The organism is Candidatus Methanomethylophilus sp. 1R26 (genome assembly GCF_001481295.1).
Taxonomy (GTDB): Archaea; Thermoplasmatota; Thermoplasmata; order Methanomassiliicoccales; family Methanomethylophilaceae; genus Methanomethylophilus.
Genome location: NZ_LOPS01000042.1, coordinates 63,637 through 86,674 on the forward strand (window position 1 = coordinate 63,637; position 23,038 = coordinate 86,674).

The 23,038-nt window shown below is 64.4% G+C and carries 31 protein-coding genes and 2 tRNA genes; 5 read left to right on the forward strand and 28 right to left on the reverse strand.

Translation table 11 applies throughout. From position 1 onward, the window contains the following. The 5 genes from AUQ37_RS07440 to AUQ37_RS10115 all read right to left on the reverse strand — a co-directional run bounded on the left by AUQ37_RS07440 (window position 1) and on the right by AUQ37_RS10115 (window position 1,574). Window positions 1–474, reverse strand: a complete 474-nt coding sequence (locus AUQ37_RS07440; RefSeq protein ID WP_058748053.1) for a hypothetical protein — start codon at window positions 472–474, stop codon at window positions 1–3. After that, window positions 471–635 carry a hypothetical protein gene (locus AUQ37_RS10105; protein WP_157844354.1) on the reverse strand — a complete coding sequence of 55 codons (165 nt, stop codon included), beginning with the start codon at window positions 633–635 and terminating at the stop codon, window positions 471–473. Before AUQ37_RS10105 ends, AUQ37_RS07440 begins: the two co-directional genes overlap by 4 nt. Beyond that, window positions 632–1,138, reverse strand: coding sequence for a Lar family restriction alleviation protein (locus AUQ37_RS07445; protein WP_058748054.1), 507 nt, complete (start codon window positions 1,136–1,138; stop codon window positions 632–634). Before AUQ37_RS07445 ends, AUQ37_RS10105 begins: the two co-directional genes overlap by 4 nt. Beyond that, complete coding sequence (locus AUQ37_RS10110) at window positions 1,113–1,259, reverse strand: hypothetical protein (protein ID WP_157844356.1); 147 nt, start codon at window positions 1,257–1,259, stop codon at window positions 1,113–1,115. The genes AUQ37_RS07445 and AUQ37_RS10110 overlap by 26 nt, the downstream gene beginning before the upstream one ends. 156 nt (window positions 1,260–1,415) lie before the next feature. After that, window positions 1,416–1,574 (reverse strand): hypothetical protein, encoded by a 159-nt coding sequence (locus AUQ37_RS10115; protein ID WP_157844357.1) that lies wholly within the window; start codon window positions 1,572–1,574, stop codon window positions 1,416–1,418. A gap of 289 nt (window positions 1,575–1,863) precedes the next feature. Here AUQ37_RS10115 and AUQ37_RS10120 point away from each other — a divergent pair, with 289 nt between their 5' ends. Next, window positions 1,864–2,040: a hypothetical protein gene (locus AUQ37_RS10120; RefSeq protein ID WP_157844358.1), complete on the forward strand. Its 177-nt coding sequence runs from the start codon at window positions 1,864–1,866 to the stop codon at window positions 2,038–2,040. Between the two features lie 177 nt (window positions 2,041–2,217). Here the strand turns inward: AUQ37_RS10120 and AUQ37_RS07450 are convergent, their stop codons facing one another. The 13 genes from AUQ37_RS07450 to AUQ37_RS07505 all read right to left on the reverse strand — a co-directional run bounded on the left by AUQ37_RS07450 (window position 2,218) and on the right by AUQ37_RS07505 (window position 12,192). Beyond that, window positions 2,218–2,628, reverse strand: a complete 411-nt coding sequence (locus tag AUQ37_RS07450; RefSeq protein WP_157844359.1) for a hypothetical protein — start codon at window positions 2,626–2,628, stop codon at window positions 2,218–2,220. A gap of 38 nt (window positions 2,629–2,666) precedes the next feature. After that, complete coding sequence (locus AUQ37_RS07455; RefSeq protein ID WP_058748056.1) at window positions 2,667–3,983, reverse strand: hypothetical protein; 1,317 nt, start codon at window positions 3,981–3,983, stop codon at window positions 2,667–2,669. Between the two features lie 15 nt (window positions 3,984–3,998). Continuing rightward, the gene (locus AUQ37_RS07460) at window positions 3,999–4,214 is read right to left on the reverse strand and encodes a hypothetical protein (protein WP_058748057.1); all 216 of its coding nucleotides are present in this window, start codon (window positions 4,212–4,214) and stop codon (window positions 3,999–4,001) included. Between the two features lie 109 nt (window positions 4,215–4,323). Then, on the reverse strand, window positions 4,324–4,446 hold the full coding sequence (locus tag AUQ37_RS13090) for a hypothetical protein (RefSeq protein WP_255354905.1): 123 nt from the start codon (window positions 4,444–4,446) through the stop codon (window positions 4,324–4,326). Between the two features lie 107 nt (window positions 4,447–4,553). Next, complete coding sequence (locus AUQ37_RS07465) at window positions 4,554–4,874, reverse strand: hypothetical protein (protein ID WP_058748058.1); 321 nt, start codon at window positions 4,872–4,874, stop codon at window positions 4,554–4,556. A 238-nt stretch (window positions 4,875–5,112) separates the two neighbouring features. Next, complete coding sequence (locus AUQ37_RS07470; RefSeq protein ID WP_058748059.1) at window positions 5,113–6,294, reverse strand: ATP-binding protein; 1,182 nt, start codon at window positions 6,292–6,294, stop codon at window positions 5,113–5,115. Continuing rightward, window positions 6,291–6,548 (reverse strand): hypothetical protein, encoded by a 258-nt coding sequence (locus AUQ37_RS10265; protein ID WP_162262209.1) that lies wholly within the window; start codon window positions 6,546–6,548, stop codon window positions 6,291–6,293. Before AUQ37_RS10265 ends, AUQ37_RS07470 begins: the two co-directional genes overlap by 4 nt. Continuing rightward, window positions 6,509–7,069: a hypothetical protein gene (locus AUQ37_RS10125; RefSeq protein WP_157844360.1), complete on the reverse strand. Its 561-nt coding sequence runs from the start codon at window positions 7,067–7,069 to the stop codon at window positions 6,509–6,511. Before AUQ37_RS10125 ends, AUQ37_RS10265 begins: the two co-directional genes overlap by 40 nt. Beyond that, complete coding sequence (locus AUQ37_RS07480; RefSeq protein ID WP_058748061.1) at window positions 6,957–7,865, reverse strand: hypothetical protein; 909 nt, start codon at window positions 7,863–7,865, stop codon at window positions 6,957–6,959. Before AUQ37_RS07480 ends, AUQ37_RS10125 begins: the two co-directional genes overlap by 113 nt. A gap of 1,019 nt (window positions 7,866–8,884) precedes the next feature. Next, window positions 8,885–10,024, reverse strand: a complete 1,140-nt coding sequence (locus tag AUQ37_RS07490; RefSeq protein ID WP_058748063.1) for a hypothetical protein — start codon at window positions 10,022–10,024, stop codon at window positions 8,885–8,887. 1 nt (window position 10,025) lies between these two features. Then, window positions 10,026–10,877 carry a PKD domain-containing protein gene (locus AUQ37_RS07495; protein ID WP_157844361.1) on the reverse strand — a complete coding sequence of 284 codons (852 nt, stop codon included), beginning with the start codon at window positions 10,875–10,877 and terminating at the stop codon, window positions 10,026–10,028. Between the two features lie 2 nt (window positions 10,878–10,879). Next, window positions 10,880–11,719, reverse strand: a complete 840-nt coding sequence (locus AUQ37_RS07500; protein ID WP_058748065.1) for a leucine-rich repeat domain-containing protein — start codon at window positions 11,717–11,719, stop codon at window positions 10,880–10,882. A 2-nt stretch (window positions 11,720–11,721) separates the two neighbouring features. Then, entirely contained in the window at window positions 11,722–12,192 is a 471-nt protein-coding gene (locus AUQ37_RS07505) for a hypothetical protein (protein WP_058748066.1), read from the reverse strand. A 14-nt stretch (window positions 12,193–12,206) separates the two neighbouring features. Here AUQ37_RS07505 and AUQ37_RS10130 point away from each other — a divergent pair, with 14 nt between their 5' ends. Then, the gene (locus AUQ37_RS10130) at window positions 12,207–12,347 is read left to right on the forward strand and encodes a hypothetical protein (protein WP_157844362.1); all 141 of its coding nucleotides are present in this window, start codon (window positions 12,207–12,209) and stop codon (window positions 12,345–12,347) included. Here AUQ37_RS10130 and AUQ37_RS07510 read toward each other — a convergent pair. Next, entirely contained in the window at window positions 12,333–13,112 is a 780-nt protein-coding gene (locus AUQ37_RS07510; RefSeq protein ID WP_162262210.1) for an InlB B-repeat-containing protein, read from the reverse strand. The genes AUQ37_RS10130 and AUQ37_RS07510 overlap by 15 nt on opposite strands. A 34-nt stretch (window positions 13,113–13,146) precedes the next feature. Continuing rightward, the gene (locus AUQ37_RS13740) at window positions 13,147–13,557 is read right to left on the reverse strand and encodes a putative Ig domain-containing protein (protein WP_082662469.1); all 411 of its coding nucleotides are present in this window, start codon (window positions 13,555–13,557) and stop codon (window positions 13,147–13,149) included. A 17-nt stretch (window positions 13,558–13,574) separates the two neighbouring features. Between AUQ37_RS13740 and AUQ37_RS13745 the strand changes: the two genes are divergently transcribed. Further along, entirely contained in the window at window positions 13,575–13,697 is a 123-nt protein-coding gene (locus tag AUQ37_RS13745; RefSeq protein WP_394325625.1) for a hypothetical protein, read from the forward strand. Between the two features lie 468 nt (window positions 13,698–14,165). Here AUQ37_RS13745 and AUQ37_RS07520 read toward each other — a convergent pair. Together AUQ37_RS07520 and AUQ37_RS07525 are read right to left on the reverse strand one after the other, a co-directional pair. Then, window positions 14,166–14,243: transfer RNA gene (locus AUQ37_RS07520), tRNA-Arg, on the reverse strand. A gap of 65 nt (window positions 14,244–14,308) precedes the next feature. Further along, window positions 14,309–15,037, reverse strand: coding sequence for a peptidylprolyl isomerase (locus tag AUQ37_RS07525; protein WP_058748069.1), 729 nt, complete (start codon window positions 15,035–15,037; stop codon window positions 14,309–14,311). Between the two features lie 332 nt (window positions 15,038–15,369). Here AUQ37_RS07525 and gdhA point away from each other — a divergent pair, with 332 nt between their 5' ends. Both gdhA and AUQ37_RS07535 read left to right on the forward strand, forming a co-directional pair. After that, window positions 15,370–16,740 carry an NADP-specific glutamate dehydrogenase gene (gdhA, locus tag AUQ37_RS07530; protein WP_058748070.1) on the forward strand — a complete coding sequence of 457 codons (1,371 nt, stop codon included), beginning with the start codon at window positions 15,370–15,372 and terminating at the stop codon, window positions 16,738–16,740. A 138-nt stretch (window positions 16,741–16,878) separates the two neighbouring features. Further along, window positions 16,879–16,951, forward strand: a tRNA-Thr gene (locus AUQ37_RS07535). A 112-nt stretch (window positions 16,952–17,063) separates the two neighbouring features. Here the strand turns inward: AUQ37_RS07535 and AUQ37_RS10140 are convergent. The 6 genes from AUQ37_RS10140 to AUQ37_RS07560 form a co-directional block, all read right to left on the reverse strand. Then, a complete protein-coding gene (locus tag AUQ37_RS10140; protein ID WP_157844364.1) occupies window positions 17,064–17,204 on the reverse strand; it encodes a hypothetical protein in 141 nt (46 codons plus the stop codon). Between the two features lie 68 nt (window positions 17,205–17,272). Beyond that, the gene (locus AUQ37_RS07540; protein WP_058748071.1) at window positions 17,273–18,277 is read right to left on the reverse strand and encodes an AAA domain-containing protein; all 1,005 of its coding nucleotides are present in this window, start codon (window positions 18,275–18,277) and stop codon (window positions 17,273–17,275) included. A gap of 56 nt (window positions 18,278–18,333) precedes the next feature. Then, the gene (locus AUQ37_RS07545; protein WP_058748072.1) at window positions 18,334–19,344 is read right to left on the reverse strand and encodes an AAA family ATPase; all 1,011 of its coding nucleotides are present in this window, start codon (window positions 19,342–19,344) and stop codon (window positions 18,334–18,336) included. After that, entirely contained in the window at window positions 19,341–20,234 is an 894-nt protein-coding gene (locus tag AUQ37_RS07550; protein ID WP_058748073.1) for a hypothetical protein, read from the reverse strand. The genes AUQ37_RS07545 and AUQ37_RS07550 overlap by 4 nt, the downstream gene beginning before the upstream one ends. Window positions 20,235–20,277: 43 nt before the next feature. Then, window positions 20,278–21,120, reverse strand: a complete 843-nt coding sequence (locus AUQ37_RS07555) for a hypothetical protein (protein ID WP_058748074.1) — start codon at window positions 21,118–21,120, stop codon at window positions 20,278–20,280. Window positions 21,121–21,191: 71 nt separating this feature from the next. Further along, window positions 21,192–23,009 carry a DEAD/DEAH box helicase gene (locus AUQ37_RS07560; RefSeq protein ID WP_082662471.1) on the reverse strand — a complete coding sequence of 606 codons (1,818 nt, stop codon included), beginning with the start codon at window positions 23,007–23,009 and terminating at the stop codon, window positions 21,192–21,194. Window positions 23,010–23,038: the final 29 nt, after the last annotated feature.

The following is a 23,038-nucleotide window of genomic DNA, read 5'->3' on the forward strand; positions in this document are numbered from 1 at the left end:
TCACGGTACCGCCCTCGTGAGGTCCTGGGGGATTCCAAGCCGGTGCACGTCCTTCGGGTCCGCCGCCGCGAACTGGCGGCATCCGCACGCCACCGTGAATGTGAAGATCTTCCCCTTGTACAGGACTTTCTGAGTGGCCTTGCGGCCGTGCGCGTCGTCCAAGAATACGCTCTCGATGATGTTTCCCTGCCCGACCATCTCATCGATAAGGCGCCGTCTGAGGTCCGAGCAGCGGTTTATGACCTCCAGCGTCTCCGGGGGCATGCTCCCGATGCCGGGGATCTCCGGGATGTACCCGTATCCCTCCCTCCCCCTCCTGTAGACTGCTGTGCGGACGCGCACAGAGTCCACAACAGCGTACAGCACGACCTCCTCGCCCGATGCGAGGCCGTACCCTCTGACGATGGCATGGCCGTCGTCGACGGAGGAGAACGCGCGGGTGAGAGCTCCGTCGGCCCACATCTCGTACTTCATATGCGCGCCTCCTTCCGTGCGAGGTAGTAGTCGAGCTCCTTTCCCCTGAACCTTGCTGCGCACTCCCAGCAGACGGAGAAAACGTCTCCGCTGTGCGCAGCGGCATCTGAGAGGTTTTTGCTGTATTTCCCGCAGTTCATGCAGACCCCCTCGGACGTCATTCTGCCGCCCCCTTGTCATGCGATCTCTCCTGCCAGGCATCCAGCGCATCCCGCCACGTGCTGTGCCCGCGCCGCATGATCTGCGCTCCGCAGTCGCGGCATCTGATCATCCAGCCGTCTGCATGGCCGTATGCGATGCGCCTCATGCGCTCCATGTCGGCATCTGTCGGAGCGCCCTCATCCAGAGTCGGATCCATCGACAGAGCGTCCCTGACGGACCAGTCGCAGTACTCCCAGCCCTCATCATCCAGCGCGCTGAGCTCGGCAAACCCGCCGCAAAACGGGCACGGCTCAGCGTCCGGCACCTCTATCGGGGCCTCCCGGTCGGTAAGCCAGCGCGGCAGCTCCTCCTCTCCGGGAACGTCGGCATCCGCATCCCTCCTGCAGTCGCGGCATCTGCGGCTGGATGGCCTCTCCCCGATCCAGCAGCGGCCGAACGACAGCCGGAGCGCGCAGGTCCCGCAGATCCTATCATCATCAGTCATCATCATCATCTCCGTCATGATCCCGCGGCCCGGCCCAGGGCCCGCGGTCCTCGCTCGCGAGGGTGACGCACGGTCCCTCCTCGCACGGGCAGTACCAGGTCCTGATGACCAGGGCCTCCTGGCATCCGCTGCATATCACGGTGCCCTCCAAGACCGCAAAATCAGTATTGACGACGGCGCCTCCGCGAGGGATGCCGTCCAGGACTTGACCTCCTGCCCGCATCTGGGGCACCTGACGGACCAGCGCGCGGTCATGCGCCGGCCTCCCTATGGGAAAGATGCCTGCCGGTCACGGTCAGGCCACCTGCGCCGGGGAGATGACGATTTCGCCGCTGTCGCTCTGCTTGATCAGGACCTTGTCCCCCTGTTTCACTTTTAGGAGTTCGCAGGTCTCCTGCGTCAGTGCAATCCTATTGCCTATGCTGATTTTTGCGGTCGTGATTATTTTTGTCATTTCAGCACCTTTTGGTATTTGCAAATCGAATAATCAGTTGTGGGTATTTATGGTTTTTGTGGATTGCAAATATCAAAATCATTAATCGCATTGAAATTGTGTAGCTTCTTTCATTTTTCAATGACAAAAATCAGCCTTGAGATTTCTAGCCTCGAAGAGGCTCATAAAATCTCAATGCTGATTTATCTGTACAAAAACGGTCGTAGCAAAAAGACCGATATCTATTCCTGCCTCCCGCAAAAACGCGAATCTGGCAAAGAAGCTCTCCGAACTTGCAGACAAAGGCCTTGTGATATTAGATCAGAGAAGGTTCGAAAACAACACCACTTATGTGGAGCTTACTGCCCGGGGCCGCGAGGTCGCGAAGAAACTCGTGGAGATCGAGGGGATCCTCTCGGACGATCCTCCGGAGCCCGAGGATAGCTATGACTCGTCTTCGGTCGGAGCTCACACAATGCCGCTCTAGCCGGATTGCGGCAGATGATAAGAGGAGATATTTGGGAATGGCCTGGTTTGAAGAGAAGAACAACGGGCACGCATCCGGAGTTACTATTAAGTACCGTATAATGAATCGTTGAACTGCGTACTTCGTAAATCTCGGACAAGGCCGACAGCTGTCTACCCCGAGTGGAATGCGCACCTCTCACTTCTTCAGATGCACTGTTCTGATGCGCGTTATCCCCGAAATCGTTCCGAAGAACATTCCGTTACCGTTGTACTTGTCTCCCACGGCCCCTGCGACAAAGTCATGGGCCTGAAGCCTCTTGTCATCTATCGACGAAACCGTTTCAACGGTCAGAGGCTTCGGGATCCTCGCATCATATGCAGCGCGGTCAGCTATGATTCTGGCAGCCGGCTGAGGCAGGTATTCGCTTCTGTCGATCATAATATCGGATCCAGCGCTTCCATTTCTGAGTTTCTCGTCCTTCATCACGTCATTCATAAGCTCAGAAGTCGCCTTTTGGTAGATGGACCTGGGTTTCGAGCCCTCCATCTCCGATCTGCTGATATGGACTGCATACACAGATGGATTGGTGGCGGCAATCTTCTCCAAGGTTTCTTTGCGGATCGTGTCGGAGGAAGTGCTGAACTTCAGCTCATTCGCTGTTGCAGGTTTATTCGTATAACGCGTGCCCTTCGGCTCACTGTCAACGATTCTGACCAAGCGTCAGGATTCGAATTGATCGATGCCGTCAATGTGAACTCTTTCTGACTGCCGCTGTAGCTCGGCGTCCCGGATTCATCTATCATCACGAGGTACCTTCTGACTTCCGTTCGGCTTTTGCGGCCTCCGGTGCGGCCCTTGATGGCCCCTGTGCCCGCCCTTGATATCAGCGGGCCGCGCTTCGCCGAGACGTTGGCCATGGCCACGCCCGGCCTTCCTGCGGTGGCGTTCGTGACAGGGACGACGGCCTGCTCCTTCCTTTCGGCCTCGGTCCTGGGCTTCGCCCTGGAGACCCTCTCGACCCCTCCGACGGTGTCGGCCATCTCGTTGATCGCCATCTTGTGCCCGCGGCAGCGGAGCCTCGCGATGTGGCTGTCCTCCCAGTGGTCCTCGACGGACCTTACCGCCTCGCCGTCCTTCAGGCCCCTGCGGCGGCCTTCGGTGAAGAGGGCGTGGTCCTCCTCGGCCATCCTCATGGCCTCGCCCCTGGTGGGGCGCCTCCAGCGCCTGGTCCTCTCGTCGAAGACGGGGACCATGGCGTAGTAGCCGTTGTAGTCCACGCCGTCCGACCTGGCCTGCTGCTCGGCCACCGTGCAGCTCTCCTCTATCGACGCGGAGGGGTTCGCGCGGACGACCGGGCTCCTCCTGGACGGGTCCGTGGCGCGCAGCTCGTGGGAGAGCTCGTGCACCACCGTGCCCTGGTTCATCCCGTTCCTCCGGTCGATACTGACGCGGTTCCGGCCGGGGCAGTATGCCCCGGTGGCGTGCGCGGGGGCGTAGCCGATCTGGACGGTGGGCCTGGACTCGGCGATCCTCGACACGTCCGCCGGGGAGAAGCCCATCACCAGCTCGCGGCGGAACATCTGCTCCTCCAGCGGGGTGGCTATGACCCTGATCTTCCCCTGGTCGCGCTTCTGGGCCTCCGTCATCCCCTTCGGGACGTTGGTCTTCGGGGCCCCGGCGCAGTCGATGTCCTCGACGTCGCAGCTGCTCGGATCGGCATACCACGCCGCCACCTGCTCCGGGGTGCACCTCAGCGGTATCACCCTGTCCGAAGTCCTGGAGTAGTCGAGCTTCGCCAGGTCCACGGCGGGCTTCCTCTTCCCCATGATCCCCGACCGCATGCGGTCGAGGTCGTACTCCCGCTGCTTCTCGCGGTAGAAGTCGCTGTAGCGCTTGATCAGCGCCTTCTCCGGGACGTGCCCGGTGCTGTCCGTCGGTATTTTCCCGATCTTGCCTGTCATCTCATCATCCCATAGTCATCGTTCCGCCGTCCATCCGAACGGCTCCTCGCCGAACACGTAGCTCATGTAGGTGTAGGCGTGCATCCGCAGGTACCCGGCGAGGCTCCCGTCGGCGTACCTCCCGCAGAGCTCGGCGCACCACTCCAGCAGGTGCACGGTCTCCCATGCGACCGCCGCGATGATGACGGCCGCGAAGAGGGCCGGCAGGGCCCTGGCCGCCAGGGCCAGCATCGCCCCCGTCGCACCACCCCGCCGTTCAGGTGGATCAGCAGCGCCCCGGCCAGCGTCAGGACGGAGAGGGCCAGGAATATGCACCCGCTGCAGATAAGCAGGGCCCTGATCAGCCGCCCGGCCATCGGAACCGCCCCATCAGATGCATGGCCAGCCTGACCAGGGCCGCCGCGCAGTAGAACGCGCCCGCCGCCATGACGGCCGGGACGGCGATCTGCTTAACGGAGGGCATCGAGGAGCTCCTCCGTCCAGTACGCCAGGTACCCCAGCGACATGCACACGGCGAAGGCGGCCGCGGCGGCGACGGCCGCGGCCAGAAGGGCCCTGGCCATCGGCGCCTCACTTCCTGCGCCTCCCGGCGCCCGTTCTCCCCGCCTTCGGGGAGGCCTTCTCCGCGGCGGGCTTCCCGCCGGGGCCCTTCCCCTTGAGCGGGGGCAGGGAGGCGAACCTCACGGCCGCCCCGACGCCTCCGTTCTTCCTGCGGACCTCGGTCACCGTGCGGTAGCGCTCGGCCCTGGCCTGCTGCATGTCCGCCTGCGCCCTGATCCTCTGCGCCTTGGCCGCCGACTTCGCGGCCTGCTCCTGCAGCTTGGCGATCTCCGCCTGCTGCCTCGCTTTCCTCAGCTCCTCGCTCTCCTCGCTCTTCTTGAAGATTCCCATGTTCTCACTTCCTCTTGCTCTTCCTCTCGTCCCTCCCGACGACGTCGCCGGGGGGTCACGGCGCGGCGTTTGGCCGGCGCCTTCCCTATCTTAAGCGGTTTGCCGTAGTCCCTCGCCTTGGGCGGGGCGCGGGGAGGGCCCGCGGATCCGGGGGGAGGCGACTCCCTCCTGCCCGCCGGGCGCTTCTTCCCGGCAGTCCGGACGGGCCGGGCCCCCGTCCGCCTCCTCCAGGGGAGCCTCATGCCTCCCCCTCCGACGGACGGGGGCACGCCGGCGGCCCCCGGCGGCCCCCTTTATAGGTTTTGTATATGTTGCGTGCCCGCGAGGCTGCGGTCCGTCCGTCGGCCGCGGTTCCGGACTGCTCCCCGTCCGGCGGACCGAGGGCCTGCGACCACTTCTTGAGCTGGTACTGCAGGGTGGTGGGCGGCTCGCCCCACTCGGCGGCGATCTGCGGCCAGGTGTCGCCCGCCATCCGCCTGTTCCTGACGGCCTTGACCTTGGCGAGCTCCAGGTCCTCCTTGGTGTAGCAGTAGGGCCCGGACGGGGCGTCCCCGGAAGCGGCGTCCCCGGCCTTCCCGTCCTCCGCGCCCTCGGCGTCCCACTCCCGGAAGAACCCCGCGATCTTCTCGGGGAGCTCGTGCGAGAGCCCCCCGGAGGTGGCGCGGATGAACCTCTCGAAGCTGAACGGGACCCCGTGCGCGTTCTCGCCAACGCTGAACGTGGCGGTGGAGATCGTGTCGTAGCCGTAGTCCCCCGGAGCCGCGTCCCGCGAGTAGACGTCGCGGATCCACGGGGAGGGGGAGATCAGCACCGGGGTCCACGGCTCGTCGGCGGAGGTGCGGACGAAGGTCACGCTGCGCGGGTCGGCCCTGCCGCAGGCTATCGCCGCCGCCTCCGTCTTGTCCTTGACCATCTGGCACGAGCAGTACCCGGACTTCGCCTCCCCGGTGGGGAAGCAGCGGACCCTGGGGGCGAGGTTGTTCACCGTCGGGGTGAGGAACAGGTTGCAGACCCCGAACTTCCTGGCGTTCCCCAGGTACTTGGTCAGCGCCATGTTCTCCTTCGACCCGTTCTGGTCGGCCAGCATGTAGTTCTGGGCCTCGTCCAGGAGCCAGATGATGAGCGCGCCGGACCTCCCGGCGCGTCCGAGTATCTCACCGATGCGGCGCATGGTGCCGGCGAGGGTGTCCTCGTGGAACACCCCCGGAGGGTACGCCTCCTCGGGAGGGCCGGACTCCCTGGCGCGCCCGAAGACCACATTCGTGATCACGTAGACGCGGCGATGCCCGTATTCTCCGCCCATGGCGCGCTGGCACATCGAGACGGCGGTGGCCGTCTTCCCGTGCCCCCTGCGCCCGGCGAGGACGATGGTCTCCCCCGGCTGGAGGAGGCTCCCGAGCAGCTCCTGCACGGCGGTCATCCCGACGCCTCCGTGTCGTCGAGGCCGACTATCGACCGGGGACGGCGGCCGACCAGGCCCTGGTCCCTCATGACCTGCTCGTAGATGGCCATCCAGGAGCGGAAGGTCTCGAAGTCCAGCCTCGCGTAGGGGTCGGCCGGCAGGGGCCAGGCAGCGGCCTGTCTCTTGTACGCCTCGATCTCCCAGAGGGGCTGGGAGCAGGCGGGGGACAGGCTCATCTCGAAGATCCGCAGGTAGGCGGCCTTGGTGTCCATCTCGGCGAGGTGGCGCCTGAGCTCCTCCCAGTCGCCGTTGATGCCGGCGACCACGTTGAGGTAGAGGTTCCCTCCGCCGTCCTTCGCGGTTTCCAGCATCGCACACCGCCTCCGAACCTGGACACCGCGGAATCGTAGAGGTCCGGGCCCTCGGAGCAGGACGTCCGCGCGGAATGCTCCGCCAGGCCGACCAGGCGGCCGCGCGCCTCGATCCCGCGCTCCCACTGCTGCACCAGCCTGAGCGCGGTCAGGGAGCGGGCGTAGGAGCGGAGCCTCGCGGCGGCCTCCGCCGTCTCACCGGGAAGGCCCTCCGGGAGGGGGCCGTCCGAGTAGACCAGGCCGGGCTCCTCCGTGAGGATCCTCTCGGCCTCCGCCGCATCTGCGGCGGCGAGGTCGGCGGCCATCGATTCAGAGAGGGCGGCCTCCAGCCGGCGGCAGTCCGAGACGGAGAGCTTGGTCCTCATGTGCGAGGTGCCGTAGAGGGCGGCCTCCAGGGCGCCGTCGTCGCTGATCCTCGGCATCGGGGCCCGCCTCCTCATCATCTTTCCCGGCCATGCAGCGGGCCCTCTCGGCCCTGACCGCGCCGAGCACCTCGTCCCTCGTCCCGGGCGCGTCCTCCTGCAGGGAGATCAGCCCGGCGACGACCTGCGCCCCGGCGTCGAACACGGCGCTCTGCATCTGCACCTCCAGGCGTGTGGCCCTCTCGGACGCCTCCTGCGCCCTGGCGACCGCTTCGAGGTAGACCCCGGACTTGGTCCAGAAGGCCTCGGGGTCGTCGACGACCTCCTGCGAGAAGCGGAGGGTCTTGGCCGTCACCCTGCAGGAGATCCTGTGCTTCGGCTCGCCGGTCTCCACCCTGTTGCCGTTCGCGTCCTTCATCTTCCTGCGGCCCCACGAGGCGAGCGTCACCTCCCGCTCCTCCTCGGAGTACGAGGACACCGGGACGACGGACATCGACATCTGGGGGTAGAGCCCGTTGGTGGCGGTCACGCGCCTGACGTTGCGGGCGCTCCCCAGCGGGGCGTCGAGCGGGCACCTCGCGCCCAGCAGGGACTTGGCGACCCCGCCGGGGGTCTGGGGCATCCAGTACTGGCATCCGTCCCTGCAGTAGACGACCAGGGGCCCGATGTCCGAGGCCGTGAGGCCCCCGTCCGGGACGTCGACGTAGATGACGTCGCCGGGGCGGGCGGTCAGGTAGCCCAGGAGGTACCCGATGTCCCAGGCGGCCGCCGCGGACCAGACGGCATCCGGAAGGGACGTGCCCAGGAAGGCGGCGAAGACGGCGGCCGCCTCGGCCGCCAAGGTGAAGACGAACACGGGTCGCAGGTCGGCAGAATGGCATGGACCTTGCCGCGCACGCTCCTCCCCGCGAAAACCGCCGCGGCCATGACGGCCGCCCCGACCGCGAACCCCACCGTGTCCACCGTCGCCACCCCAGGATGAAGGTCGCCACGCAGGCGGCCAGGCTGATCAGGCTCTTGCCTATGTTCCGCTGCCAGAGGTTCCAGGCGCAGGCCGCCAGGAGGGCGACCTGCACCAGGGTCGGGCCGTGCTCGCAGACAGTTTCCAGGATGCTGTCCATACCTGTCAGCACCCGAACCTGCCGAGCAGGAAGCCGGCTATCGAGCTTTTGAACAGGATCGCGCAGGCGGCGATGCCCAGCGCGATGATGATCAGCGCGGGCTGGCGGGTCCAGAGCCCGATGACGGCGATGATGGCAGCCGCCTCCAGGACGATGATCATCACCAGGGTCTCGGCCGAGAGCACCCTGGGGGGCTCCACATCGTCCAGGAACACGGATGCGAGCTCGGCGCTCTTCTGGATCTCCGTCGCGTGGAGCGTGACGCTGCTCACGAGGGCATGGCCGTACATGATCTGCTTGCAGACCATCGATGCGCCCTTGGGCATGACGATGATCGTGTGGCTGGCGGGCTCGGAGGCGTTGAACTGGCCGATGTCGGTGACGTCGCCTGGGGCGGTCCACACCATCACGATGCCGTCCATGGGCCAGGCCGTGGGCTTGCCGTCGCCGTAGATGTTGATCGTCGTGTTGTAGGTGTACGGCGTGAACACAACATTGCTGTAGAGCGTGTTCCCGTTCTGATCGTAGACGTCCCCGAAGCAGTAGAGCTTGAGCGACTCGGAGGAGATCCTGGTCTCGGCCGCGGTCAGCTGCGATCCGTAGGTGGAGTACCAATCGGAGGTCTGCGAGAGCGCGGAGACCGCGACCGCGTAGGACTGGTTGACATCGATGTCCATGCCGGAGAGCCTCGTGGAGTTGCTGGACGGGGACAGGAGGATGTTGCTGGACTGCGCGGCGCTCGACAGCATCCACATCACCTGGCCGGCGGCGGACGCGGAGGAGATGATCTCGGCATAGGCGGCGGTCTGGGCATGGTACTTCGACAGCAGGTTGGCCAGCGCATCCTGGGCGAGGGTGTCCGTCGACGCGTTCTGGGAGCCGTCGGAGTAGTGGTAGCGGATGTACTCCGTCCGATAGGACATGTCGCTCCACCTGACGGTGATGGCGCCATCGGATCCGACCGAGGCGTATCCGCAGTCGGAGCCGGACACGATGGCCGCGCCGCCGGAGACGGATGCGGAGTGCTCGGCATCGGGAGAGGGCTGGAAGCTGCGGCGTAGATGCCGGTCGAGAGGGTGTACCATCCGGCCTTCATCGAGGGCGTGTTGGCGCCCCTGACGAGGTTGTAGACGGTCCCGTCGTCAGCGGTCATGGTGCAGCCGTCGGCGAAGGCCCAGATGGGCTCATGCCATGCTCCGGTGCCGTCGTCGCCGTACCACACGCGGGCGTGCCCGACGGAGGCGTCGGCGAGGGAGGTGAAGTAGATCATGACGGAGCCGTGGGTGAGCCCGGTGCTCCCGCCGTTCCAGACGATCTCCTGCCGGATGTCGCCGTACGCCTCCTTGCCGGCCCACTGGTCGGAGGCCCTGTCGGCCATCTGGGAGATGCCGTAGTAGAGCCCGTAGTCGGTGTTGTACTGGCTGCTGCCGATCATCCGGAAGATGCCGGCGTCCGCCAGGACTGCTTCGGGGCCATATTTTGCGCCGCTCGTCCAATCGGACCCGGCGGCGATCTCCGCCGCGCGGTCCGCGTAAGACGTCACGAACTTGAGCGTCTGCGCGTTGTTATCGACCAGGACGGCCGATGACCCGGCCCATATCTCGGTATCGGCGGCCGTGTATGTCATCGCCGTCAGCCGCATGGCGGCCTTGACGGCGGTATCGTCGCCCGCCGGCACGTCCGGCTCCCCGTGGCTGTAGCCGAGGAACTCAGCGGCCCCGTGGACCCACCCCGGCACATCGATGTGGAACCCGGTGAAGGACCATGATGCCGACGATTCGTCGGCGAGCCGGTCATCGTCCATGAGGGCGATGACGCCTGCGGAGGAGAGGACCACGGCGATCGCCAGGGCCATCGCCGCCCCTTTCATCTCATAATCTTTCCTGTTGTACATTTCAAACGAACCTCGCGATGATGATCAGCACCAGCACGGCCGCGGCGATGATCGCCGCAGCGGTCATCCATCCGTTATCGCTGCCTGTGCCATCGGGATCCTGCTGCGGATCCTCGACGGCGATGCTGCGGGAGACGGTGACAGAGTGCCCGGAGGAGTCGGAGAGCACGCAGCTGACGGTGTACTCGCCTGGGGCCGAGACGGTCCACGTGGGAGAGCTCGTGTTGCCGGCGACGCCGACGGCGGATCCTCCGGCATCGGCGAGAGTCCACATGTAGCGGAGCCCTGCCGTCCCGGCAGATGCGGCGCGCGCGGAGATCTGCAGGCCGTCGGCGCTGACCGCGAAGTCGGGGTCCGCGCTGACGGCCGAGGGGCCGACGCGGAGCGTGAAGGAGCTCGAGCTCCCGTCGGCGGCGGTGACGGCCACATCGTAATCTCCGGGGACCGTCGGAGTGCCCGTCAGGACCCGGGATTCCGACTGCCAGGTCAGGCCGGGGCAGTCCGTGGAGACGGACCGCACCATCCCGGGGCAGTACCGGTAAACCGAGTAGGCGGACGTTTCGGCGATCGGCGCAGGATCCGCGCAGAGGGCATAGGCGTAGGCGGTCTCCCCGCCGGCGGCGGCAGAGACCTTCCAGAGGCCCGACCTGGTGTAGGTGTGGGTCACGGACGAGCCCTCGGCGGTGCTCCCGTCGCCGAAATTCCAGGCTGCGGCGGCGTCCGCCGCGAACGCGAACGTCCAGCCGTCCTGCGAGACCGACAGCTGCGGAGCGTCAGCATCGGAGACGGCCGACGGGACCGCCAGGAGGGCGGCGGCGGAGATCAGGACGGCGAACAGAGCTGCTGCACGCATGATCATGCCTGCGTCGGGAAGATCAGCACCCCGGTGCTGGGGCTGTTGGTCGGAGCCAGGGCGGAGACGGCGGTCACGGAGAGGGTATCGCTGATGCCGGTATCGATGCCGTCTGCGAGGAAGCGGACGGTGACCTGCCAGGACCCGGCCTCGGTCGGAGTGCCCGACACGGTGCGCCCGGAGGCGGTCAGCCACGGGCACCCGGAGACCGCCACCGTGAAGCCGGCATCGGAGCAGATCACGGCGGAGATCGAGGACCCCACGACCGCCGCGAGGGACGTGACGGCGAGCTCGGGCGGGACGATGGGAATCAGCTCCGTGCCGGATGGCCAGGAATACAGGGCGTAGGTGTCCGGATACGCGGTCACCGACAGAGCCGGGCAGTAGCCGAATGCGAGCATGCCGATCGAGGAGGCCGGGCCCATGATGGTCACCGATTCCAGGGAGGGGCAGTCGTAGAACGCGAAATCCCCGATCGAGGAGACAGAGGGGTAGAGGACCACCGATTCCAGGGAGGAGCAGTGTATGAAGGCGAGGCCGCCGACGGACGTGACGCCGTCGTAGACGGTCACGGACTTGATGCTGTCGGAGTAGGCCAGCCATGCAGAGGTCGGGTGGCTGGCCCCCGGGCTTTGGCCGGCCTGCATGGACGGCATCGGACCCTCCCCCGCGATCGTCAGGGCTCCGTCGGCGTCCAGCGCCCATGCGAGGTCCCCCCAGGTGCCTGAGTGCGCCTCGGCGGCCTCGGAGCCCCCGTCGGTATCGGAGACGGCCGCGATGCAGACGAGCATGGCGATGGCTGCGATCGCCCATGCCGCGCGGCCGAGGTGCATCGATGCCATGCTCACACCTTGACCGGCATGATGATTATCCCGGCGCTGGGGCTGTTGGTCGGCACCAGCTCCGATACGACGTGCAGAGTGTAGGTCCCCAGGGCCAGCTGGAAGACGTAGGCGCCGGTCTGCGTCGGGGCGCCGTCGCCGCTCAGCATGTTGAGCTGAGGGGAGAACAGGAGCTCCACTCCGGGGACGGCATCGCTGTCGGGGAAGGACGGGATGGACGCGCCATCCACCGATATCGTGCCGAACTTTCCGCTATTGTTGCCGAAAAGGCCGGTGATCCCCACATGCTGGCCGACGACCACGGTGGCGGCACCCCCGTCCTGGACCTCTTCTCCGTTGACATAGAACCGGGGGAACGATCCGACATCGGCGGAAGCGTCGTCATCGACGAAGACGGCGGCGCCGAAGGCCGCCGCGGCCGTCAGGAGTACGGCCGCGAAGGCCGTCCATTTGAAAGCAGGATCGCTCACCATGTTACTATCCCGAAGTGGACGAGGGCGGCGGCAGCGATCAGCGCGAGTCCGATGATGATCGCGCCGGGCGCCTGACGGCGATGACGGAGATCACGGCGATGATGCCGGCGACTGCCAGGCCGATGGCGGCCCACCCGTGCTCATCCGGTCCGTGAGGTCGGTGTACTTGGCGTAGAGGGTCGTGTCGGAGGACACTCCCGCGGAGAAATCGAACTTGTGAGAGAGCTCCGGATCGGTGAAGAGCCCGGCGAAGATCTTGCCGCCCTCGGCGAGATCCTTCGCGACATCGGTCTGCGAGAGGGTGCCTCCGACGGGGATGGAGTAGCTCTTGAGAGCGGTGCGTCGGGCGATGCGATCGTGACGGTGACGGTCTCGGGATGCGCGTCCTCAGACCATTTGGCGTAGAGGGTGATGGGCTCGGTCACGGGAGCGGACATGTCCGCGGACTGGGTGAGCCCGGCGTCGGTGTACCAGCCCATGAAGGTGTAGCCGTCGATCTCGGGGACTTCGACCCCTTCGGGGGCGAGCGCGTAGTTGGACTGGGTGACGACCTTGTCTTCCAGATCGTGGCCGTAAACGTAGGTCACCGTGGGGTTGCCGAGGATGTGGACGATCCACTGCGCGGTCACGGATCCGACGGTGTTAGTGGCGGTCTGGGTGATCGTGTAGTCCCCTTTGGCGGCGTAGACGTGCTTGACGACCTCGTAGTTGCCGGTGACGGTCTCGGTGCCGTCGCCGAAATCGTATGTCACGGTGTCGGCGGGCGCGGAACCTTCCGGGGGGTTGTACTGGACGGTGATGGCGTAGGACCAGAAGGACCCGTAGTCCTCCGGTTCGGAATCAGCATCGGAGTCGGAGGCGATCGCTGTGCAGCAGGCCGCGGCGGCAGCGATCAGCATGAGGACCGCCGCCGCAGGCATGCAACCGGATATTCTCTTCAGTTTGTTCATGTTATCACGCCTGCGCTGGCATAATGATGACGCCGGAGGCCGGTGAGTTAGTCGGGGCCAGTCCGGAAACGACTTTGAAGGAGACCGTCTGGGTGGCGGTCTCGCCGTAGCTGGATGTCGCAGTGAGCGTGAAGCTCACACTGGTGGCGGATGAGGGGGCGGTGCCGGTGATCTTGCCGGTGCTCGAGCTGATGGACAGCCAGGAGGGCATGCCGGTCGCGGACCACGTCACGGTCCCCATACCGGAAGCGGTCGGGGGAGATGCTGACGGCGCCGCCGGCGACGACATTGGGCGCGGAGACGCTGACGGAGAGCTTCGCGACCACGTGGAAGATGATGTAGACATAGGCGGTCTGGGCCGGGTTGGTGGTGGTCGCCTTCTCGACGACGTGATAAGTGGTGCCGACGGCCGCATTCGAGGGGATGTTGACTGTGAGGGTCTTGCCTGAGATGGTGGCGATGCTCACATCGGATCCGGTAAGGGAGCCCGATTTCTGGACCTCGATGGTGCACGTCGGATTGAGATCCGACGGCCACTGCGAGGTCCAGGTGTAGCGCATTCCGGGGGCGATGTTGATGTCGGTCGCCGTCCCGTATGTGGGATCGGAGGCCGCGTCGGACTCCGCCGCCGATACCGCCGCGCCCGCGAAAGCGGCGAGCGCGATGAGGAGGACCGCTGCAAGGGCGGTCGCCCTGCAGTCGCTGCGGAAAATATTGGACATGCCGATTCGACATTTTCCCAGAATTTAATGCAATCACATTCCCGCGGAAATGCTGTTAATCAGTTAATTTCCTGTTAATTCCCGATTCTCGTTCGCTTTCGCGCAGGGAACGGACACAGCCAGCGTATCGCATTAGAAAATGACTGACGTATCTATAATTAACAAATTAACAGAATTAAGAGAGAGACTGCATAGGGCCGTTCTCCGGGGCGCAGCAGGTTAGGGGATCCGGCGCATCTCCGCCGGTACGGGGCCAGGCTAGATTATTGACTTCCGAAAAATACACGCTGGATAGCGAGAATGGCGGGCAAGAAGGGATTCGAACCCTCAACCTACAGCTTAGGAGGCTGTTGCCATATCCAGGTTAGGCCACTTGCCCAGAGTTAAATCGTTTGCCAGTAAGGCAAAGCAGGAGATTTGCTCCTGCTTTATATCCTTATTGGTTCAGTTCTTGTCTTCAGCCGCAGGAGCGTCGGCCTTGGGGGCCTCGTCCTTCTTGGCCGCCGCCCAGATCTCGACGAACTCGACGGTGTCGACGCCGAACGCCTCGCGGAGGTCGGAGACGATTCTGAACCTGGCGGTGACCCAGGTCTGGTTGAACTTGACGATTTCGGGGAGGGTGACGATGACCTTGTCCCCGGGGAACTCGAACTTGAAGTCGGAGGCGTCGCCGAAGTCGGCCTCGATGATGGCGGCGGCCTTGGCGTTGTTGTCGGTGATCTCCTCAGAGATCTTCATGACGTACTTGAGGTCGTGGCCGGCGAGCTGGTTGTTGAAGTCGACGCGGACGCGTCCGGCTCCGACAGCGGTGACGATGCCGGGCCTGCCGCCGAGGGTGACGGTCATGCCGACCATGGGGTTGATCTGCTCCCTGTAGAACTCTTTGGCGGAGTGGACCTCGATGAGCTTGGGGTTCCTGGCTCCGGCGCCTTCCTCGGCGGGGACCTCGACGGTGAACTCCTCTCCGACCTTGGCGGCCGCGATGGCCTTGTCGAGAGCGGGGAACAGCTTGTTGGATCCGACGATGTACGCCATGGGGGCGTACTTGACCTTGTCGCTGTAGATGTTCGCTTCTTTCGCCGCCGCCTCGTCGGTGGTGTCGTAGAGCCTGTCCTCGTCCGCAAGATACGCCTTGTACTCAAGGCGGATGACCTTCTTCGCATTGTCTGCCATTTTTGAATCACCGTGAAAATATCGGTTGAATGCTCGTCGCGATTACGTCGCCTATATTAAAACTTGCCATGGGCGCGTGTATTGAACGTTATTTTCAGGAGGGGAGGGAAAGGCCCGCGGACGCCTCCGCGGCACGCTCCGGGACCTGCCCGGAGGTGTCTCAAGGGCATATGGATAATTGTCTAGTTTTTACGTATTATAATAGACAAACGGCGAATATGATACGGATTCCGTAGAATTTGAACGATTAACTATCATTTATCGATTTTTCCGCCATTTAACTGTTAAATACTACAATCGTGATGCGAAAAAGCACCAAAAGAGGCAATCTGATGGCATCAATCAAAAACGAACTGAGCAACAAGTACCTTCAGGGCGTCTACCGCGACCTGAAGAAGCGCTACCCTGAGCAGAAAGAGTTCCTCGAGGCCGTCATGGAGGTCTTCATCTCCCTGCAGCCCGTCGTCGAGGCCCGCCCCGAGATCCAGAAGAACGCCATCATCGAGAGGCTCGTCGAGCCCGAGAGGACCATCATGTTCCGCGTCCCCTGGATGGACGACAAAGGGAAGGTCCACGTCAACCGCGGGTACCGCGTCCAGTTCAACTCGGCCATCGGACCCTACAAGGGCGGGCTCAGGCTCCACCCCTCCGTCAACCTGTCCATCCTGAAGTTCCTCGGCTTCGAGCAGATCTTCAAGAACTCCCTCACCACCCTGCCCATAGGCGGCGGCAAGGGAGGATCCGACTTCGACCCCAAGGGCAAGTCCGACAACGAGATCATGCGCTTCTGCCAGTCCTTCATGACCGAGCTCTACAGGCACATCGGCCCCGACACCGATGTCCCCGCCGGCGACATCGGAACCGGCGGAAGGGAGATCGGCTACATGTACGGCCAGTACAAGAGGCTCAGGAACGAGTTCACCGGAGTCCTCACCGGCAAGGCCATCCCCGCCGGCGGATCCCTCGCCAGGACCGAGGCCACCGGCTTCGGCCTCTGCTACTTCATGCAGGAGTACATGAAAGACTACAAGATGTCCTTCAAGGGGAAGACCGTCGTCATCTCCGGATCCGGGAACGTCGCCATCTACGCCTGCCAGAAGGCCACCGAGCTCGGCGCCAAGGTCGTCGCTGTCTCCGACTCCAACGGGTACATCTACGACCCCGCCGGCATCGACTACCGCAACCTCCAGCTGATCAAGGAGCAGAAGAGGGACAGGATAAAGACCTACCTCAACTACGACTTCGGGAAGAAGGCCCAGTACTTCGAGGGCTGCAAGGGCATCTGGACGATCAAGTGCGACATCGCTCTCCCCTGCGCGACCCAGAACGAGATCGACGGCGAGTCCGCCGAGATCCTCGTGAAGAACGGATGCAAAGCCGTCGGAGAGGGAGCCAACATGCCTTCCACTCCTGAGGCGATCGCCGTCTACAAGGCCAACAAGGTCCTCTTCGGTCCTGCCAAGGCCGCCAACGCCGGAGGTGTCGCCACCTCTGCCCTCGAGATGTGCCAGAACTCCGCAAGGCTCTCCTGGACCTTCGAGGAGGTCGACAAGAAGCTCAACGACATCATGGTCACCATCTACCACAACTCCGCCAACGCGGCCAAGAAGTACGGCTTCGAGGGCGACATCCAGGTGGGCGCCAACATCGCGGGCTTCGAGAAGGTCTGCGACGCCATGCTCTGGGAGGGCATCTCCTACTGAGCCAGGAGGGGCCCGAGCCCCTCCGAAACCCCTTAGGGCGCTTGCCGGTTTTTTATCGCCGGCACACCGCCCGCATATACTGGCCTGTCCGCGACGCGCCGATAAAGTATAATATCCCGGAGCGGATGGAGGCCGTAGGCCACTTTGGCGCAGCTGGTAGCGCACGTGCCTTGTAAGCATGAGGTCGGGGGTTCGAACCCCTCAAGTGGCTCCTTTTGATTTCTGGCACATCCGGCCCTTCATCGGATCCGAATAGTTCGCAAATGCCCCGGGACGTATCAGGCCCCGGAATGGTTTTGAAAAATCGAAGCAAGGCCCGGGAATCACTTCTTGCCTTTCTTCTTGAGCTCTTTCATGGCCTTGTACTTCTCGACAGGGTCATCCGAGCTCATGGCCTTCTTCTTCTCTTCGGCCTTGGCTTTGTTCGCCTTGTTCCTGGAGAGCTGCTTCTTGCTCTGTGCCATGGAGCGTCCGTACTATCGGATTTTATTTGTATTTTTTCAATCGGACAGCCTGCCGTCAGAATACGATATTACATGCTGGCACACTCTGTCCGATACCAGGCGCCGATCAGCTCCTCTTCCTTGGGGAGCCAGAAACCGCGGTCGCAGACGATGACCAGCCTCTTCTTGGCACGGGAGACCGCGGTGTTGATGACCTTCATGCCCGTCGCCGTGGATGAGGATGTGAACCTGAGAGGGACGTCGCGGACGCAGTCTTCGCCGTCCTGCACGCTCAGGATGACCGTGTCCCATTCCCTCCCCTGGGATTTGTGCACGGTCAGCAGGGCGTCCCCCTCCGACCACGGCATGGTGTCGCGGAGGACGCGGTACTGGTTCTTGTACGGGGTCAGGATGCAGAAGCTCCCTGCGGGAGGCTCCTCGCGCCGGATCCATTCCGAGATGGCCTCGGCCTCCGGCCTGTTCATGCGCTCTTTCCTCGGGCCGCACCTGACATCAATGCAGATTATCTCCAGCGGATGCTCGGCCAATCCCCTGATGCCGTTGCGGTAGACGAAGCGGTCGAGGACCCCGGCGAGGTTGTCCCCGAAGCGGTGGGAGGCGGTGAGGTCGCGCTTGACCGTGCGGGCGAAAGAGGGCTCCGCCCCTGCGCGGTACATGTCGGCAAGCTCCTGCGGATCCCTGGCGAGGACATCCTCGGTGTAGAGGGCGGACATGTCCCAGAGGAAGGACCAGGCCATCTTGGGGTCCTTCCCCGCCCATCCCTCCATGCTCTCCTTCTCCAGGGTGCACACCGGGGGCAGCTGCTTATGGTCCCCCAGGAACGTCACGGGGATGCCGTTGGCCAGCAGGGCGGTGCTCAGGAGGACCCCGCAGTACCCGGCCTCGTCGATGAATATGTGGTCGGCATCCAGGGCCGGCTTGTCCCCTTCGGCGCCGTTCGGCAGGAAGCGCGACATGCATATCTGCGGGGTGCAGGCGATTATCAGCGCGTCCTTCGGATCGCGGTCGACCGCCGATGCAGTGAGGGCGGCCGCCTGAGACTCCAGCTCCTCGATCCTCGCACCGATCTGCATGTCCGTGCATCCGGCGTACTAAGGGATCGAGCCCGCCGGACGGTCGCGCCCGTACATCACCCTCTGAAGTTCTCCCAGTGCATTGCCGTCGCCTTTTTCCGCACGTGCCAGCAGCGCAGAGGCCTCCCTGTCGCCCTCCAGCCTCCGGGAGAGCGAGGCGATCCTGTCGGAGAAAGGCTTCCCGCGCTCGCCCCTTTTTGCATGGACATGAGCTCTGCGACCTCGCCGCGGACGGAATCGCGGCGGCGCTCGGCGAGGACCTTCCTGAGAAGGTCCGCATCCTTCCTGCGCTTGTCCGCGATGGCGCGGATGCCCTTCCCCTCGCATATGCCGGGATACTCCGAGGCGAACGGCTCGGTCGCCGTCCCCAGGCGGATGATGGCCTTCGCCGGGTCCAGCCCCGACAGCTCCCTGCTGCGGCCGATGGCGCTTATGAGCCCGCGCAGTACCTGCTCCACGGCGTTGTTGGTCGGAGCGATCACCGCTACCCTCCTCCCCTTTGCAAGATAAGCGGAGACGGAAGCTGCGAGGACCTCCTGGGTCTTCCCGGTGCCGGGAGCTCCCCACACATATGACATGGGGGACGAAAGCACCGCGCGGACCGCCTCCCTCTGCTCCGGGGTAGGGGCGGGGCCGTCGGGCCAAGGCACGGCATCCCCGGCGATGCACGGGGCCGAACGGGGCAGGGACACCGACTCCCCGAAGCGCTCGTAATATTCCTTGAGGTTCCTGACCAGGAAGGACAGGTCCGTCTCTATGCTGAACCTGTGCCCCTCCTCGGAAGCCACGTTGAACACCCAGGCTGGGACCTTCGCCGCCAAGGTGCGGCTGTCCCTGTCGTAGAAGAGGATCTCCGCCTCCGCGGTGACGCAGAGGTCCTCGATCCTGATCCTGAGCCCGTCGGTATCCTCGATGGGGCGGGCGAGCACGAGGATGATGTGCTCCTTCCCGGACGTATGGTACGACTCAACCTCTGCTACAGAGAGATTGGTCCCGTTGGCCCCGGTGAACGACAGCAGGGCCTCCGCCGCGGACGTGCAGACGGAGACCAGTTCGCGGCCCCTCATCCGGCGTTCTTCACTCTCTGCGCCTTAGGCTCCCTGGGGGCCGGAGGCTCCATATCGAAATAACCGTCGACGAAATCGGCGATGTGCCCATGGCAGGAGGCGAGGTGCTTCTTGGCGGTCAGCTTGGTCGACATGGCGTAGCGGCTCATGTCGTCGAGCCCGTCGGCGAGGTACCCGGCCCTGTCGGTGCGGTTGCATTCCCAGTACATCACGGCCTTCTCGATCTCCGGAAGCGACTTCCCATCGATGGAGAGGGTCGCAGCGTCGTTCAGGCTGTTGAAGAACTGCCTGAAGAGCAGGACGGAGCGGTTTGACATCTTCTTGTCCATCTTGAACCTCTTCTTAGAGGGGTTCATGGCGGATATCGTCTCGGCGGCCGTCGCGCCGAGGTCTATGCAGTCCCGGCACTTGATCGGCACGTCGCGGATGTCCGCCGCCCAGCCTATGTACCCCATGTCGAGGTAGCAGCAGTTCATGTACAGGACGACGACGTCCTGCGGGTCCTGCGCACGCGGGACCTCGGAGGCTATGATCCTGAACATCTCGCCGGTGACGGAGCCAGCTTCGATCCCGGGATGCTTGATCTCCATCTCCGTTTCCACCCTGGCCATCGCGGGCACCGGGTACACGGTGCCGGGCTCGACGGCGGCGATGCAGGCGGCCGCCGCCTTGCGGGGTATCTCCCCGTAGGCGCGGACGAAGGCCCTGTCCTCCCCGTCCCAGCGGTCTACGCCGTCCGACCAGAAGTCGGCGGCCTTCGAGAGGTTCCCGTGGGCCAGCATCGATTCCGCCGCTATGAAGCAGGCGTTCCATTCCGCATCGTCCGCTATGACCGGGATGTCGTATGCTGTCTCCTTTTCCTCTTCCTTCTTCCTTCCGAACATCGTCATTACCTTCTAGGCCCGGTCGCCCGGTTAAACGTTTGCGCTGCAGTCAGCGGGAACTCCCTTTCCCGAAGTACTCCTCTATGAACGCGGATATCGCGGCGTCCGCCGAACGGCGGTTCGATCTCGTTATGCCCGCGGACGCTCCCCTGCCGACGGCATTCAGCCCCTCGGCCAGACGGAGGGTCCTGTCGGCAGGAGCGGAGCTCCAGTATGCGACAGCTGATTCTATGTCCTCCAGCGGCCTCGACCTGACCGCCTCCTCGGTGTCCTGCGACAGCTGGTCGAAGAAGCCCTTGTAAAGTGCCAGCGTGCGCACGGCCATCTTGACGTTCATGCTCCCCATGTACCCTTCGGAGGCATGCTTTTCGGCGGCGCCCTCGGAGCGTTCCGCCAGGGCGGAGGCGGAACGGCAGAAGAGGGGCACGTCGCGGATGTCCGCCGCCCATCCCATCCTCCCGATCTGGAGGTAGAAGCAGTTCATGCAGAGGAGGACCACATGGTCGTCCGAGTCCATCCTGTCCAGCTTCGAGGAGACCGAGTCGAAGGACTCGCGGCAGACGGATGCCGTCACATCCGGGAACTTCAGGGACATGTAGGATTCCAGCTCGGCGAGCTGATGGCACGGGTGCAGCACGCCCTTGGAGATATCCGACACCACCTTCTCAGAGAAACGGCGGGGGATGCCCCGGTAAACGCGCAGGAACCCCTCGTCCTTCCCGTCCCAGCGGTCGGCGGACTGCTTCCACAGGACCACGGCGCCCCTGAGGTCGCCGGAACGCCACTGCCTGCCGGCGGCGTCCGCGAAGCTGCTCCACGGAGCGTCCGCCGGTATGTCCGGGAGCTCGGGCGCGTCCGCCCCCTTCTTCCCCTTCCTGCCGAACAGTCCCATTCGAATCGTCCTCCCTAACGCCCTTCTATTACTTTAAGGACGACTTCGAGGGCAGAGGAGCGGGAAGCGCATCACGGGCGCAGGACGAAGTACCCGCCAACGAACTTCTCGATCTGATAATCGGCGGCCGCGAAGTTCTTGGGGGCCGAGGACGCGGATGCCATCTCTATGATGTTCAGGCCGAGCGCGAGCGTGTCGGAACGGTCCTTGAGATGGGCGCTCCAATATGCCACGGCCCTGTCTATCTCCTTCTGGGTCTTAGAGGAGACGGCCTTGGAGGCAGTGTCCCCGAGCTCCCCGAGGCGGCCTCCAGGGCGCGCTTCTGGTTCCGATTGCGGAAGAAGACCCCGCCATCGCCTCTTCTCCTTCTTCTTCCTGGCCACGCTCTCCTCGAAGCTCTCCTTCTCCGGAGCGTAGTCGCAGGTGACGTCCTTCCCTTCGCAGACGGTGCCGTCCACGCAGTCGATGACCGCGTCAGCGGTCATGGCATCGACCTCGACGAAGGACGATTCATCCCCGAGCCCGACCTTGCCGACCGCCTCGTCAGGGAGGCCGGCCCTCTTGCGGACCATGTCCGCGATCCGGGTCCTGGTCATCCCGTCCTTCTTACCGAGATTGATGATGAGTGACACCGTGTCCGGCGCCCTGCCCGACGGCTTCTTCTTGGGGGGCTGGTCCGGGCCCTTGTCCGGGCGGGGGCGGGCCCTGCGCTCATGATGGACCACCTCATGCGGCTCGGAGAACTCCTCGAGGTCCTCCGGCTCTATCCTGCGGATGCGCACGTCGGTGGCGTCCTCGAACAGGCGGATGCGGTCCATGTCCCTGCGGGTGGCTATGGTGACAGCGGTGCCCTCCCTGCCGGCCCTCCCGGTTCTGCCGATCCTGTGGATGTAGGATTCCGCCCGGGACGGGGCGTCGAAGTTCACCACCAGGTCGACGTCCTCGATGTCCAGGCCCCTGGCGGCCACGTCCGTCGCGATGAGCACGAGCGTCCTGTTGTCCCTGAACTTCCTGACCACCCTCTCCCTGAGCTCCTGGGGCATGTCGCCGTGGAGGGTCCCCACCCTGCGGTCGTCCCTCATCTCCTCGTAGAGGGTGTCGACCATGGTCTTGGTGGCGCAGAAGACGATCGCCTTGGGGTTCCCGCGGGCCAGGACGGCGCGCAGGACGCCGCGTTTCTCCTCGCGCCTGCACATGATGACGTACTGCCTGGTGAGACCGGAGAGGACGTTCCCCTCGGTGGCATCTATGGTCACCGGATCATGCAGCAGGCTCTGCTCCAGCCTCTCGACGGAAGGGGTCATGGTGGCCGAGAACATCATGGTGTGGCGGCCCTCCGGAAGATGTGCCAGCACCGCGTTCAGGTCCTCCTCGAACCCCATCTCCATCATGCGGTCGGCCTCGTCGATCACCGCTTCCTCCGCGGAATCGAGCGAGAGGATGCCCCTCTCGCACATGTCCCGGAGGCGCCCGGGGGTGCCGACGATGACGTCCGCCCCCCTGCGGATGGCCTCGGCCTGCTGCCTCATGTCCGCTCCGCCGTACACGGCGAGGCTGTAGTGGCGGGACGTCTTCGAGAGCTTCCTGAACTCCAGCTCCACCTGCAGGGCGAGCTCGCGGGTGGGGACGATGACCAGGACAGAAGGCCGGTGGCGGCCCCCCTCGGTGCGGGAGAGGGCGGCCATGGCGTACGCCCCGGTCTTCCCGGTGCCGGTCTGGGCCTTTGCGATGATGTCCCTGCCCGAAAGGGCCGCGGGTATGGCCTCGGCCTGCACGCGTGTGGGCTCCGCCCAACCCAGCGCCTCGGCGGCGCGGGCTATCTCGGGCCTGACGCCCAGTTCTTCGAAGGTGACCGTGTTAACAGCTCCGGCGGGGCGGATGCCCCGCATGTCCCTTCCCTATGGCGAACCCTATAAAA